The organism is Mesorhizobium sp. B1-1-1, from assembly GCF_006442955.1.
In the GTDB taxonomy this organism is placed as follows: domain Bacteria; phylum Pseudomonadota; class Alphaproteobacteria; order Rhizobiales; family Rhizobiaceae; genus Mesorhizobium.
This window is the reverse complement of sequence record NZ_VFWW01000023.1, coordinates 1-12902: the sequence shown is the minus strand read 5'-3', so window position 1 is coordinate 12902 and position 12902 is coordinate 1. Positions and strand designations below refer to the sequence as shown.

Annotated in this window: 15 protein-coding genes and 1 pseudogene; 13 read left to right on the top strand and 3 right to left on the bottom strand. The window is 64.2% G+C overall.

The annotated features are described in order from the left end of the window. Both ispG and FJ986_RS29940 read right to left on the bottom strand, forming a co-directional pair. Complete coding sequence (gene ispG / locus FJ986_RS29945) at nucleotides 1–1251, bottom strand: flavodoxin-dependent (E)-4-hydroxy-3-methylbut-2-enyl-diphosphate synthase (RefSeq protein ID WP_140517596.1); 1251 nt, start codon at nucleotides 1249–1251, stop codon at nucleotides 1–3. A gap of 557 nt (nucleotides 1252–1808) precedes the next feature. After that, nucleotides 1809–1988, bottom strand: coding sequence for a YdcH family protein (locus FJ986_RS29940; RefSeq protein WP_097571999.1), 180 nt, complete (start codon nucleotides 1986–1988; stop codon nucleotides 1809–1811). Nucleotides 1989–2228: 240 nt separating this feature from the next. On the opposite strand from FJ986_RS29940, the gene FJ986_RS29935 reads away from it, so the two are divergent. Beyond that, the gene (locus FJ986_RS29935; RefSeq protein ID WP_140500489.1) at nucleotides 2229–2432 is read left to right on the top strand and encodes a YdcH family protein; all 204 of its coding nucleotides are present in this window, start codon (nucleotides 2229–2231) and stop codon (nucleotides 2430–2432) included. 2 nt (nucleotides 2433–2434) lie between these two features. On the opposite strand, the gene FJ986_RS29930 is transcribed toward FJ986_RS29935, so the two are convergent. Then, nucleotides 2435–3229, bottom strand: coding sequence for an IclR family transcriptional regulator (locus FJ986_RS29930; protein WP_140558863.1), 795 nt, complete (start codon nucleotides 3227–3229; stop codon nucleotides 2435–2437). 171 nt (nucleotides 3230–3400) lie between these two features. Here FJ986_RS29930 and FJ986_RS29925 point away from each other — a divergent pair. The 12 genes and pseudogenes from FJ986_RS29925 (at nucleotide 3401) to FJ986_RS29870 (ending at nucleotide 12807) form a co-directional block, all read left to right on the top strand. Continuing rightward, nucleotides 3401–4223, top strand: a pseudogene (locus tag FJ986_RS29925) (transporter substrate-binding domain-containing protein). 90 nt (nucleotides 4224–4313) lie between these two features. Continuing rightward, nucleotides 4314–4979, top strand: a complete 666-nt coding sequence (locus FJ986_RS29920; RefSeq protein WP_140558862.1) for an amino acid ABC transporter permease — start codon at nucleotides 4314–4316, stop codon at nucleotides 4977–4979. A 1-nt stretch (nucleotide 4980) separates the two neighbouring features. Further along, nucleotides 4981–5631, top strand: coding sequence for an amino acid ABC transporter permease (locus FJ986_RS29915; RefSeq protein WP_140500483.1), 651 nt, complete (start codon nucleotides 4981–4983; stop codon nucleotides 5629–5631). 2 nt (nucleotides 5632–5633) lie between these two features. Further along, nucleotides 5634–6428: an amino acid ABC transporter ATP-binding protein gene (locus FJ986_RS29910; protein ID WP_140558861.1), complete on the top strand. Its 795-nt coding sequence runs from the start codon at nucleotides 5634–5636 to the stop codon at nucleotides 6426–6428. A 38-nt stretch (nucleotides 6429–6466) separates the two neighbouring features. Beyond that, a complete protein-coding gene (locus FJ986_RS29905) occupies nucleotides 6467–6928 on the top strand; it encodes a RidA family protein (protein WP_140525749.1) in 462 nt (153 codons plus the stop codon). Nucleotides 6929–6952: 24 nt separating this feature from the next. Next, complete coding sequence (locus tag FJ986_RS29900) at nucleotides 6953–8158, top strand: aminotransferase class V-fold PLP-dependent enzyme (protein WP_140558860.1); 1206 nt, start codon at nucleotides 6953–6955, stop codon at nucleotides 8156–8158. Nucleotides 8159–8565: 407 nt separating this feature from the next. Then, nucleotides 8566–9105, top strand: a complete 540-nt coding sequence (locus FJ986_RS29895; RefSeq protein ID WP_140500476.1) for a sigma-70 family RNA polymerase sigma factor — start codon at nucleotides 8566–8568, stop codon at nucleotides 9103–9105. Continuing rightward, a complete protein-coding gene (locus tag FJ986_RS29890) occupies nucleotides 9102–9995 on the top strand; it encodes an anti-sigma factor (RefSeq protein ID WP_140676860.1) in 894 nt (297 codons plus the stop codon). The genes FJ986_RS29895 and FJ986_RS29890 overlap by 4 nt, the downstream gene beginning before the upstream one ends. 94 nt (nucleotides 9996–10089) lie before the next feature. Then, nucleotides 10090–10587 carry a 5-(carboxyamino)imidazole ribonucleotide mutase gene (gene purE / locus FJ986_RS29885; protein WP_140562403.1) on the top strand — a complete coding sequence of 166 codons (498 nt, stop codon included), beginning with the start codon at nucleotides 10090–10092 and terminating at the stop codon, nucleotides 10585–10587. After that, a complete protein-coding gene (locus FJ986_RS29880; RefSeq protein ID WP_140500470.1) occupies nucleotides 10584–11660 on the top strand; it encodes a 5-(carboxyamino)imidazole ribonucleotide synthase in 1077 nt (358 codons plus the stop codon). The genes purE and FJ986_RS29880 overlap by 4 nt, the downstream gene beginning before the upstream one ends. Nucleotides 11661–11934: 274 nt before the next feature. Beyond that, nucleotides 11935–12060 carry a type B 50S ribosomal protein L36 gene (ykgO, locus tag FJ986_RS29875; RefSeq protein ID WP_125004464.1) on the top strand — a complete coding sequence of 42 codons (126 nt, stop codon included), beginning with the start codon at nucleotides 11935–11937 and terminating at the stop codon, nucleotides 12058–12060. Nucleotides 12061–12168: 108 nt separating this feature from the next. Next, the gene (locus FJ986_RS29870) at nucleotides 12169–12807 is read left to right on the top strand and encodes a hypothetical protein (RefSeq protein WP_140562401.1); all 639 of its coding nucleotides are present in this window, start codon (nucleotides 12169–12171) and stop codon (nucleotides 12805–12807) included. Nucleotides 12808–12902 lie beyond the last annotated feature (95 nt).

Here is a 12902-nt window from a genome sequence, read left to right as displayed (position 1 = left end):
CTACTCTGCCGCGGCCTTGCCGCGACCAAATCGTTGTTCGATATAGTCGGCGACCATCTTTTCGAAATCCTGCGCGATCGACGGTCCGCGCAGCGTCGCCGCCTTCTTGCCGTCGACGAAAACGGGCGCCGTCGGCGTCTCGCCGGTGCCTGGCAGCGAAATGCCGATATCGGCATGTTTGGACTCGCCCGGGCCGTTGACGATGCAGCCCATCACGGCGACCTTGAGGTTCTCGACCCCTGGGTATTTCTCACGCCACGCCGGCATGTTCTTCCTGAGATCGGCCTGGATGTTCTGGGCCAGTTCCTGGAACACGGTCGAGGTTGTGCGGCCGCAGCCGGGGCAAGCGGCGACGATCGGCACGAATTGCCTGAAGCCCATGGTCTGCAGCAATTCCTGCGACACCTGCACCTCGCGCGTGCGATCGCCGTTCGGCTCCGGCGTCAGCGATATGCGGATGGTGTCGCCGATGCCTTGCTGCAACAGGATGCCCATGGCGGCGGATGAGGCGACGATGCCTTTCGAGCCCATGCCGGCTTCGGTGAGGCCGAGATGCAGCGCATGGTCGGAACGGCTGGCGAGCTCGGTGTAAACGGCTATCAGGTCCTGCACGCCGCTGACCTTGGCCGAGAGGATGATCTTGTCGCGGCCAAGGCCGATCTCCTCGGCCATCTCGGCCGAGAGGATCGCCGACTGCACGATCGCCTCGCGCGTCACTTGCTGTGCGGTCAACGGAAAGCCGCGGGCCTGGTTGTCGTCCATCAGCCGGGTCAGGAGTTCCTGGTCGAGCGAGCCCCAGTTGACGCCGATGCGCACCGGCTTGTCATGTTTGATCGCCATCTCGACGATTGCCGCGAACTGCCGGTCCTTCTTGTCCTTGAAGCCGACATTGCCGGGATTGATGCGGTATTTGGCCAGCGCCTCGGCGCAGGCCGGATGATCGGCCAGGAGCTTGTGACCAATATAGTGGAAGTCGCCGACGATGGGCACGTTGATACCGAGCCGCGCCAGCCGCTCCCGGATGCGCGGCACGGCGGCGGCGCTTTCATCGCGGTCTACGGTGATGCGCACGATCTCGGAGCCGGCGCGATGCAGCGCCGCGACCTGGGCGACCGTCTGGTCGACATCGGCGGTATCCGTATTGGTCATCGACTGCACGACGACGGGAGCACCCCCGCCAACCACCACGCCGCCCACATCGACGCCAACCGAGGTGCGGCGCGGGAAGGGAAAGGAATAATATCCGGTCATGCCGGCAGCCTTTAATCTCTGGAGCGCCGCGCGTCCACTTGGACGCACAAAAGCGCGCTCCGGGCCGATGCGCTGAAGTCCGGGCATGAGGTGGAGGAGCAAAGATGGCTTGTCAATGGCGACAGGTCGCCACTGGCCGCAATCGATGCCGCCGCCGGTTGCTCGGCGCCCGACTTTTATCGCTCGCTTGCGTCGGCCAATCGGCTACCTGGCGATTGGCAGGCCCCATCGCTTTGTCTTTCCCGGAACGAGTCCGTCATTTCGGGGAGGAGCAAGGAGAAGAGCGACGCAGCGCAGTCCCAGAATCCAAGCCCTGACCTCAGAGCGCCGCGGCAAGGCGGAATTCTGCTCCGCTGCACTCTTCGGTCAGTTATGGTAAAGGGGAGCCGCGACGAGCTTCGCCCCTACTCGTCCTGGGACTAGGAAGTCGGACGGCCTCTGCCTGGTACGAATATCTGTGATGGTCGACCTGAAATCGAAGATCAAAACCACCAGTCCGGCGGCAATTGCCGCCGGCAGGAAAGACCCGAATGGTGAGCGGTTATGTCAGTGGGGCATCAATGCGTCGTGGGTTTGGCCCTCAGTTTTTCAATCTCGTCCTTGATTGCCAGCTTGCGTCGCTTGAGATTCACGATTTCCAGGTCGTCCACCGACGGGTGATTCATCGCGTCATCGAGCTCGCGTTCGATGTCGCCGTGTTTCCGCTGCAACTCATCAAGATGGGATGCAAGAGACATGATTGGTTCTCCCTTTCATGATTTCCTCGATTGCAGCCGCCAAAGGCGCGTCCACCGCAGGCTCGCTCTGTGACGGCACAATGACAGTGTGCCACCTTCGCGCAGCGATGTCGAATGATCCGTGGTAGCATTCCACGACAACGTGAAATGTGATATGGGCTGCGCGCCGGTGGCAGAGAGTGCCACCCCCCGCCCAATCAGGCCCAGCTTTGGGCGCCGCAGACGTGCAGACGGTAGAGAATGTCCGATCAGGAACAGGCCGATATTCGCCTCGAATTTTCCCGGCTGAAGCAGGAACACGCCGATTTCGACGCCGCGATCAATGCGATGATCGCCATGAACTGCGACCCGCTGCAGATCCAGCGCATGAAGAAGAAGAAGCTTGCGCTGAAGGATCGGCTGATGAAGCTGGAAGACAGGATCATCCCGGACATCATCGCCTGACTTCAGGTCCAGGCCGCGATCGAAAGCCGCGCCGCGCGTTCGCGCAACAGGGCCAGGAGTTCGCCTGTCTTCTCCTGCGATGTGTCGATGGGCACCACCAGGCACATCGTCGCCTCGACGGTGCCGGGTGCTGAAAACACCGGCGCGGCGAGGCATTTCGTATAGGCGTCGACGAGCCCCGAAGTGATGCAATAGCCGGTGGCTCGCGCCGTCGCTATGTCGGCGATGAAATCGTCCAGCCGCAATCTGCGGCCATCGGGCAGCATAAGGTCGTCTTCCGATATCATGGCTTCGATCCGGGCCTGTTCGAGGCCGGCGAGCAGCAGCCTGCCTGACGCGGTCCAGGGCAGCGGAATCTGCAATCCGGTGGCGGAGCTGATGCGGAACGGCCGGGTGCCCGGGCTCGAGTGGACGATCGTGTAGCGGCCGCTCTGCAGCATGCACAGTTCGGAGGTCTCACCGGTCTCGCGCGACAGGTTGTCGACCTCCTGGCGTCCTCGCCTCAAGAGGTCGTTGCCGCGCACATAATCCATTCCATAGAGATAGAGCTTCTTACCGAAATAGACGCGGTTGCCGTCGCCGGCCATCTCCAGGAGGCCCGCATCGACCAGCGATCGCACCAGTGTGTAGGTGGTCGAACGCGGCGCGTTGACCCCCTTGGCGAGGTCGCCGATACCGATGGCGCGCTGCGTCGAATGAAGGAACTCCAGAATCTGGAGCACCCGGTTGAGGCCCTTCTCCCGAGAGACCGAAATCTTTGCGTCCGCTGAGACCGCCAAGGCGCTGCCATCTTGCATTGTCGATTCCTGATGTTAGTATCTGTCTTGTACAGGATACACTCGTCCCTTGTAAGAGACAATTTCTGTAACGATCCGGGTGCGCGTATTGCCTGTGCGTAGGGGAACACAACACGAAAGGAGGTCGCTGTGGACGACACATCCAAAAGGCGTGATTTTCTGAAACTGGGCATGGCCGGACTGGCAACGGCCGGCGTCATGAGCGCGGCGGCAACGGTCGGCGCAGGCTGCGCCCGATAGCTTGCTACGCACCGTGCTGGAGCGCGGCAAATTGATTGTCGGCACCGGAAGCACCAATGCGCCATGGCATTTCGAGAACGATGCCGGCGAACTCGTCGGCATGGACATCACCATGGGGCGCATCCTGGCAAAGGGCTTGTTCGATGACCCGGCCAAGGTCGAGTTTGTCATGCAGGACCCGGCGCAGCGCATTCCGAACGTGACGACGAACAAGGTCGACATCACCATCCAGTTCATGACCATGACCGCGCAGCGCTCGCAGCTGATCAACTTCTCCAGGCCTTACTACGTCGAGGGCGTCGCCTTGCTGACTTTGCCCGGCGCCGAGAACAAGACCTTCGACAAGCTGCTTGCCGCAGGCTCCGCGACGCGCGTTTCCATCCTGCAGAATGTCGACGCCGAATCTTCGGTGCATTTTGCCTTGCCGGAGGCGCAGGTGATGCAGATCGATACACAGGCCAACGTGCTGCAGGCATTGGAATCCAAGCGTGCCGATGCCGCTGCCGTCGACCTCTCCACCGTGCGCTGGCTCGCCTCGCGCAATCCGGACAAATACTTCGATGCCGGCAAGAGCTGGTACTCGATGCTTTATGGCGCGGCGCTCCGGCAAGGCGATCTCGATTGGCTGACCTTCGTCAACCAGACCTTCACCATCGCCATGTTCGGCCATGAAACGGCGCTCTATGACGCCGCGTTCAAGGACTATTTCGGGCAGGAGCCGCCGGCGCGCCACCCCGGCTTCCCGGTTATCTGACGTCATCGGCGGAAGGGCGCCGACCCTTCCGCCTTTTTTCCTGGCGACGCGGCCAGCTTTGCGTCACATCGGGAGCACTGAGGCCGACGCATGGGTTATGCGCTCAATTTCAACCTGATCTGGCGGCATTTCGACAAGCTGTTGGGCGGTCTGCTGCTCAGCCTGGAGCTCGCCGTCATCTCGATCGCCATCGGCATCGTCATCGGTCTGGTCCTGGCGGTCTGGTACGTGTCGGCCGGACGCATGGTGCGCGGCATCATTGCCGCCTATGTCGAATTCATCCGAAACGTGCCGCTGATCCTGCTCGTCTATCTCGTCTTCTACGGTCTGCCGACCGTGGTCGACATCGCCTACAGCGCGCAAACCTCGTTCGTCGCCACGCTGGCGCTCTACAGCGGCGCCTATCTGGTCGAGGTGTTCCGCTCCGGTCTCGAAGCGGTGCCGCGCGGCCAGCTAGACGCCGGCAAGGCGATCGGCCTGACGCCCTGGCAAAGGCTGCTCCATGTGCGCCTGCCGACCATGCTGCGCATCACGCTGCCGGCGCTTTCCAACACTTTCATATCGCTGTTCAAGGACACCTCCGTCGCTTCGGTCATCTCGGTGCCCGAACTGACCTTCGGCGCGCAATGGATCAACTTCAACACCTTCCGCATCGTCGAGGTCTATCTCGTCGTGACGGCGATGTATCTGCTGACCGGCTACGCCCTGCTTTACGCGCTCCGGCTCGTCGAACGATGGTTCAAGGTGGTGCACTAGCATGCTTGGCCAGATCGCCTACGCCTTGCCTTTCCTGGCTCAGGGTTTTGCGCTGACGCTTTGGGTGTCGCTGCTGGTCGTGACGTTCTCGCTCGTCGCCGGTGTCGTCCTTGGCGTCGGCCTGGTCTATGGCCCGGCGCCGGCGCGCTGGGCGGTGCGCATCTTCAGCGACACTATTCGCGGCATACCGATCCTGGTGCTCATCTTCTTCGTCTACTACGGGATGCCGGCCGTCGGGCTTCACCTGCCGTCCTTCTGGGCTGCCGTGCTGGCGCTGACCTTGTTCAAGACAGCCCAGGTCGTCGAATATCTCCGGGGCGCCGTCGGCTCCATCCCGAAGGGACAATCGGAGGCGGCAATGGCGATCGGCCTGACCTTCCGCCAGCGGCTGGCCCATGTCATCTTTCCGCAAGCGTTCAGGCGTTTCCTGCCGCCCTGGATCAATGGCGTCACCGACGCGGTCAAGGGCAGCGCGCTGGTCTCCCTGCTCGGCATCACCGATCTCATGCAGGCCATCAACCAGGTCATCGGCCGCACCTATGAGGCCATGCCGCTCTACATCCTTGGCGCCCTCATCTACTTCGCCGTCAACTATGCGCTTTCGCTTGCCAGCCGGCGGCTGGAGCGGCGTTTCTCCTTCATCCGGGAATAGCAATGTCCACAAGCTCGAACGATGCCCCGGCCCTTCTCGACATCCGCGATGTGTCCAAATCCTTTGGCGCCGTCCAGGTCCTGCGCTCGGTCAGCCTGCGCGTGGCGCGCGGCGAGGTGGTGACGGTCATCGGGCCCTCGGGCAGCGGCAAGACCACGCTGCTGCGCTGCGTCAACTTCCTGGAGAGCTATGACAGCGGGTCCATCCGCATCGACGGCAAGGAGGTCGGCTTCCGAGAAACCGGAGCCCGCCAGCGCCGCAGCGAACGCGACCTTGCCGCGATGCGCGCCGAGACCGGCATGGTGTTCCAGAGCTTCAACCTGTTTCCGCATCTCACCGCCGCCGGCAACATCATGCTCGGCCTCACCAAGGTGCGCGGCAAAAGCACCGTGGAGGCGCGCACGATTGCCGAACACTGGCTCGGCCGCGTCGGTCTTGCCCATAAGGCCGACAGCCTGCCGGCGGAGCTCTCCGGCGGCCAGCAGCAGCGCGTCGGAATTGCGCGCGCCGTGGCCATGGGGCCGAAAATCCTGCTGCTCGACGAGATAACCTCCGCCCTCGATCCGGAACTCGTCGGCGAGGTGCTTGAAGTGGTGCGCAGCCTCGCCGAGGACGGCATGACGATGGTGATGGTCACGCATGAGATGGCCTTTGCCCGCGACGCCTCGAGCCGCATCGTCTTCATGGCCGATGGCAGCGTCGGCGCGGTCGGCCCGCCGAAGGAGATTCTCGCAGCAGACGCCGAGAATGAGCGTCTGCGCAATTTCCTGGCGCGCTTCCGCGCCTCGCATTTCTGACATTGGATGGTTGACACCATCCCAAGGAGCCTTCTTCCATGACGCCTTACACCAGGCTCGCCGAACTCGGCCTCACATTGCCCGAGCCGCCGACGCCCATCGCCAACTTCGTTACCCATGCCGAGAGCGGCCGGCTGATCTTCCTGTCCGGCCAGGGACCGCTGCGGGCCGACGGCTCGCTCTGCACCGGGAAGGTGGGCGAGGATGTGACGGTGGAGGAGGCTTATCAGCATGCCCGCCTCACCGGCCTCAACCTGCTTGCCGTCATGCATGCTGCCGCCGGCGATCTCGGCCGCATCGTGCGCGTCGTCAAGCTGCTCGGCTTCGTCAACGCCACGCCGACCTTCAGCGACCACCCCAAAGTGGTGAATGGCTGCTCCGATCTTTTCGCCGACGTTTTCGCCACGATCGGCGGGCATGCCCGCTCGGCGATCGGCGTCGGCTCCTTGCCGGGAAACATCACCGTCGAAATCGAAGCGGTCGTCGAGATCGCTGCCTGATCTGTCATCCACGGGATTGCTCACATGAAAACATATTCAGACACCGGCTCCAACACCACGATCCGCGAACGGCTCGGCCTTCGCCCGATCATCAACGTCTCCGGCACGATGACGGCGCTCGGCGCGTCGATCATCGTGCCTGAAGCGATCAGCGCCATGTCTGAAATGGCATCGCAATGGGTGGAAATGGACGATCTGCAGCGCGCCGCAAGCGCCGTCGTCGCGCGCCTCACCGGTGGCGAGGCCGGCTTCATCACCGCCTGCTGTGCCAGCGGCATCACCATGGCGATCGCCGGCGCGATGACGGGAACCAACCTGCTCGCCATCGAACGCCTGCCGGACGACACCGGCGACCTCAAGTCAGAGGTGATCATCCAGCTTGGCCACATCGTCAACTACGGCGCCCCGATCGACCAGTCGGTCCGCGTCGCCGGCGCCAAGGTGGTGCCCGCCGGCACGGTCAGCGTCACGCAGGACTATCATGTCCGCGACGCGATCAACGACCGCACGGCGGCAGGGCTCTATGTCGTCGCGCATCACACCGTGCAGTACGGCATGCTGTCGCTGGAGGAATTCTGCGAAATCTGCCACGCCAGGGGCGTGCCGGTGATCGTCGACGCGGCTTCCGAATATGACCTGCGCGGCTTCCTGGCGCGTGGCGCCGACATCGTCATCTACAGCGGCCACAAATTCCTGAGCGGCCCGACCAGCGGCATCGTCACCGGACGCAAGGATCTGGTGCGCGCCGCCTATCTACAGAACCGCGGCGTCGCCCGCGCCATGAAGGTCGGCAAGGAAAGCATCGCCGGCACCATGGCCGCGCTCGAGGCATGGGAGAAGCGCGACCACGCCGGCATCCGCCGGCGCGAAGAGGCCGCCCTCAACCTTTGGAAGGATGCTCTGCAGGGTATCCCGGGCATTGGCGCGGAGATCATTCCCGACCCGACCTCCAACCCGCTCGACCGCCTGCAGGTCTTCGTGCTGCCGGAAAGCCGCTTCACCGCCGCCGGCCTTGCCTCGGCGCTTGCCGGTGGATCGCCGCCCATCATCGTGCGCAATCACGAGGTCGAACGCGGCCATTTCTTCCTCGACCCCTGCAATCTTCATCCCGGAGAGGCGGAAATCGTCGCCGAACGGCTGCGCGCCCTGTTAACCGCGAAGGACCGGCCCGCCGACGCCATGAAGATTGCCCGTAAGGACTCTTCCGGCGCCTTGCGCTGGCCTGATTGAGCGCCAGGCGGACCAACGAACCCACAGCACCGGCTGATCACGCGACCGTGAACAGCCGGATGCGTACGCGGCGGGAATAAATCTCGGCTGCAACGGGTCTCCTCGACATAGGCCGCTACAGGCGTTGAGGAGATCGGCATGCCCGTCATTATGAAAACGACAGCGAACATGGCCGCGGCGTTGGCGGCCGCCATGTGCTGGGGCGCATGACCTTAGCCGGCCTCTCTCTTCCATGACGCACGGCTTTCCCATTGCGCTTGACACTGGTGACGCAGATGACTTCACTTTCGCCACGGCAGGCGGCTTTGCCTGTTGCCGAGGGTTTCGCCCGCACGGGCGGGGCGAGACCGCCGGTATTGCTTGAAAGCGCACGGCCTGTTCCTCGTGGAGTATCGGATGGTGCTGCTTTGAGCGAGAAGGCCGGAGCCGAGCGCTTCAGCGAGGTGGTGCTGCCTCATCTCGGTGACGCGCTGGCGCTTGCCCGCTGGTTGACCGGCAATGGCGCCGATGCCGAGGACGTCGTGCAGGACGCCTGCATAAAGGCGCATGCGGGCATATCAGGCTATGCCGGCGGCAATGCCCGCGCCTGGCTGCTGACCATCGTGCGCAACACCGCCTATACCTGGATGTCGCGCAACCGGCCGCGCGGCATGTTGGCCGTCGGTGATCTCGGCGATCTCGACGAGATGGCGGCGGCACACGGCATCAGCGTGCCGGACGAATATGGTCCGGAGGCAAGCCTGATCGCCAAGGCCGACACGGTGGCGCTTGAAACGGCGATAGCAGCCCTGCCGCAGCCGTTTCGCGAGACGCTTGTGCTGCGCGACATCAGCGGCCTCAGCTATCGCGAGATAGCGGCCATGCTCGGCGTGCCGATGGGCACGGTGATGTCCAGGCTGGCTCGCGCGCGGAGCCTGCTTATGTCTGACCTGGGGAGAGCGCCATGACCATGCATGACGATGGACTGCCCAATGATCCGGAAGGCATCAGGCTGATGATCCACGCCCTCGTCGATGGCGAACTTGATGCAGCGGCCGCGCTTGCGGTGGAGCGGCGCATTGCGGCCGATCCGCGGCTTGCCTCGGAGCATGCCCGCATCGTGGCCTTGCGGGGCGCGGTCAGCCGCCTGCCGCACCCAGATGTCGGCGACGCCTTTCGCGCGCGCATCGCGGCCATTGGCGCCGCGCCCACCGCACAGCCGGCAGGCGGAACGGCCAAGCCGCAGCAGGGCTCGCAGGTGCTCCCAGGGGTGCTTGCCCCGGGCGGGGGAGGCCAGAGGCGAAACGCCGATACGCGGCTGTCACCAAGTCGAGCGCGCCGCTTCGGCTCGTTCGACTGGCGCGCTCTTGCCGCCTCGATCATGATCAGCGCGGTGCTGGCCAGCGGGGCAACGCAATGGGTGATGGTCAACGGCGCGTCCGACAGCTTCGCCGCGGCGGTCGCCAGCGGCCATCGCCGCAGCCTGCTTGCCGCCAGCCCGATCGACATCGTCTCGTCGGATCGCCATACGGTAAAACCCTGGCTCGACGCCCGGATCGGCGTGTCGCCGCCGGCACCGGATCTTGCCAAGGACGGTTTTGCGCTGATCGGCGGCCGGGTCGAGGTGATTTCCGGCCGCCCGGTGCCGGCACTTGTCTACCGCCACCGCGAGCATCTGATCACGCTGGTCGCCGAACCTCAGCAGGGCGGCAAGGCCAGCGAGCCTGACGATCTTTCCTCGGGCGGCTTTTCGCTGGTGCAGTGGAGCGACGGCGCCTTCTCCTACTGGGCGATCTCCGACATGGAGCGGCCCGAACTCGACGATTTCGTTGCCTGCTTCCGCAAGGCTGCGGCATAGGCCGATTTCCCGGCCGGACCCCGGCAATGCCCCGCATCCTTGCCGCCGCCGCCGAATTCCGCTAAGGCGCGCCTTTGTCGCCGGGAGCAGAAGCTTGGACGGTCAACGCGTCGACGTCGCCATCATCATGGGCAGCCAGTCCGACTGGGCGACCATGCGCCATGCCGCCGAGACACTGGAGGCGCTTGGCATCCCGCACAAACGGCTGATCGTCTCGGCGCACCGCACCCCCGACCGGCTCTATGCCTTCGCCAAGGGCGCCAAGGCCGCCGGCTACAAGGTCATCATCGCCGGTGCGGGCGGTGCGGCGCACCTGCCCGGCATGACGGCGGCGATGACACCGCTGCCGGTGTTCGGCGTGCCGGTGGAATCCAAAGCCCTGTCGGGACAGGATTCGCTGCTGTCCATCGTCCAGATGCCGGCCGGCATTCCGGTGGGGACGCTGGCCATCGGCAAGGCCGGTGCTGCCAATGCAGCCCTATTGGCTGCCGCCGTTCTGGCGCTCAACGACGACAAGCTTGCCGGGCGGCTCGATGCCTGGCGCGCCTCGCAGACCGCCAAGGTCGCGGCCGAACCCACGGACACGCCGTGAGCCTGCCCGCCGGATCGACCATTGGCATCATCGGCGGCGGCCAGCTCGGCCGCATGCTGGCAATGGCGGCCGCTCGCCTCGGCTACCGCACCGTGGTGCTGGAGCCGCAGCCGGATTGCCCCGCGGCACAGGTCGCCAACCGTCAGGTCACGGCCGCCTACGATGATCCCGCCGCGCTTGCCGAATTGGCCGAGGCAAGTGCCGTCGTCACCTATGAATTCGAGAACGTTCCGGTTGCCGCCGCCGAGGCGCTCGCCGCAAAGGTGCCGGTCTATCCGCCTGCGCGCGCGCTTGATGTGGCGCAGGACCGGGTGACCGAAAAGACATTTCTCAACGGCATCGGCATTGCCACGGCGGATTTCCGCGCGGTCGACAATGACGGCGAGCTGACCGCAGCGCTGAAATCCTTTGGCGGCAGCGGCATATTGAAGACGCGGCGCATGGGCTATGACGGCAAGGGCCAGCGCGTCTTCCGTGACATGCAAGCCGGCGGCTTCGCCGGCACCTGCGAGGCCATGGGCAGCGTGCCGCTGGTCCTCGAGGCCTTCGTTTCCTTTGAGCGCGAAGTCTCCGTCATCGCCGCGCGCGGCATCGATGGCGTCGTCGCCGCCTACGATCCGGCCGAGAACGTCCACCGCAACGGCATTCTCCACACATCGACCGTGCCGGCCGCGATCGCGCCCCGGACAGCCGAGGCGGCCCGGACAGCGGCGGTGAAGATCCTGTCGGCGCTCGACTATGTCGGCGTCATCGGCGTCGAGTTCTTCGTGCTGGCCGATGGCTCGCTGCTGGCCAACGAGATCGCGCCGCGCGTCCACAATTCAGGCCACTGGACGGAAGCCGCCTGCACCGTTTCGCAGTTCGAGCAGCATATCCGCGCCGTGGCCGGCCTGCCGCTCGGCGACCCGCGACACCATTCCGACTGCGTGATGGAGAACCTGATCGGCGACAATATCTCGCGCGTTCCGGAATTGCTGGCGGAGCCCGACCTGATGCTGCATCTCTACGGCAAGGCCGCAGCGCGGCCCGGCCGCAAGATGGGCCATTTCACCCGGATCAGCCGCCGCGCCTGACAGCAATCTCGACGCCGCGAGCTACCGGGCAGGAAAACTCGGCGCATGGCGTTCTCAAGTCACGTGGCGACCACCACATCATACCAGCCGGTGCCGAGCCATTGGCCGATTGCGGATATTTGACGACACCGGGCATTCATCTCCGCTACCGGGCATGCTTGCGGTTGACACGGACAAGGCTCCTCGTTTATGAGCCACCCACAGTTCAAAGGCGCGTCTTCTGGCGCGCCTTAAAATTTCGACCCGGACCGGGTCCACACCGACAGGCAAGACCATGAAGATCAAGAATTCGCTCAAGGCGCTGAAGGCGCGTCATCGCGACAACCGTCTGGTTCGCCGCAAGGGCCGCGTCTACATCATCAACAAGACCGCCCCCCGCTATAAGGCGCGCCAGGGCTGAGCTTCGTCGCGAGGCTTTTGCCTCCGCAGTTGGTGTTTATCGTCGGTCCGCCGGCCGTTCACGCTAAAATCAGTTTGACGTTCCGCCGCCCGGGACTAGATTCGGGCGATGCGGATTCTTTTTGCATTTTTGACGGTCCTTCTCTTTTGCAGCGCCATCTCGTTGCCGGCGCGGGCCGATGATCGGGCGGTCATGCAAGCGGCCCCGGAGCCGGCGCCTCCGGATGCCCAGCCAGTGCCGCAAGCCGCGCCTCCCGCAATGAACAGGGAAGCCCGCCTCGACAAGCTGTTTGCCGATCTCAAGCGCGAGCGCAACGAAAAGGCGGCAGAGCGTATCGCCGGCATCATCTGGAGCGAATGGTCCCAGTCGGGCAGCGCCTCGATCGACCTGATGATGCAATGGTCGCAGAAGGCGCTCGAGAACCAGAAATTCGACGTAGCGCTCGATTTCCTCGACCAGGTGGTCACCTTGCAGCCGGCCTATGCCGAGGGCTGGAACCGGCGCGCCACGGTGCATTTCATGATGAAGAACTACGGCAAGTCGATGTCCGACATCGACCATACGTTGCAACTCGAACCACGCCATTTCGGCGCGCTGTCGGGCCTGGCACAGATCATGACCGTGACCGGACGCAAGCAATCGGCGCTCGAGGCCTGGCAGAAGGTCCTTGCCATCTATCCGATGCTGCGCAGCGCCCAGGACCAGGTCGGCACGCTTTCGGAAGAGCTCGCCGGCGAAGGCATTTGATATTTTAAGGCAGTAGGGAAATAGGGCAGTAAGGCAGTAGGAAAGAGATCGCCCGGAAATACTTGCCCTACTCCCCTACTCCCCTACTCCCCTAC

Coding starts and splice junctions, on each gene's coding strand:
- ispG (WP_140517596.1), bottom strand. CDS start 1,251: ATGACCGGATATTATTCCTTTCCCTTCCCGCGCCGCACCTCGGTTGGC.
- FJ986_RS29940 (WP_097571999.1), bottom strand. CDS start 1,988: ATGTCTCTTGCATCCCATCTTGATGAGTTGCAGCGGAAACACGGCGAC.
- FJ986_RS29935 (WP_140500489.1), top strand. CDS start 2,229: ATGTCCGATCAGGAACAGGCCGATATTCGCCTCGAATTTTCCCGGCTG.
- FJ986_RS29930 (WP_140558863.1), bottom strand. CDS start 3,229: ATGCAAGATGGCAGCGCCTTGGCGGTCTCAGCGGACGCAAAGATTTCG.
- FJ986_RS29920 (WP_140558862.1), top strand. CDS start 4,314: ATGGGTTATGCGCTCAATTTCAACCTGATCTGGCGGCATTTCGACAAG.
- FJ986_RS29915 (WP_140500483.1), top strand. CDS start 4,981: ATGCTTGGCCAGATCGCCTACGCCTTGCCTTTCCTGGCTCAGGGTTTT.
- FJ986_RS29910 (WP_140558861.1), top strand. CDS start 5,634: ATGTCCACAAGCTCGAACGATGCCCCGGCCCTTCTCGACATCCGCGAT.
- FJ986_RS29905 (WP_140525749.1), top strand. CDS start 6,467: ATGACGCCTTACACCAGGCTCGCCGAACTCGGCCTCACATTGCCCGAG.
- FJ986_RS29900 (WP_140558860.1), top strand. CDS start 6,953: ATGAAAACATATTCAGACACCGGCTCCAACACCACGATCCGCGAACGG.
- FJ986_RS29890 (WP_140676860.1), top strand. CDS start 9,102: ATGACCATGCATGACGATGGACTGCCCAATGATCCGGAAGGCATCAGG.
- ykgO (WP_125004464.1), top strand. CDS start 11,935: ATGAAGATCAAGAATTCGCTCAAGGCGCTGAAGGCGCGTCATCGCGAC.
- FJ986_RS29870 (WP_140562401.1), top strand. CDS start 12,169: ATGCGGATTCTTTTTGCATTTTTGACGGTCCTTCTCTTTTGCAGCGCC.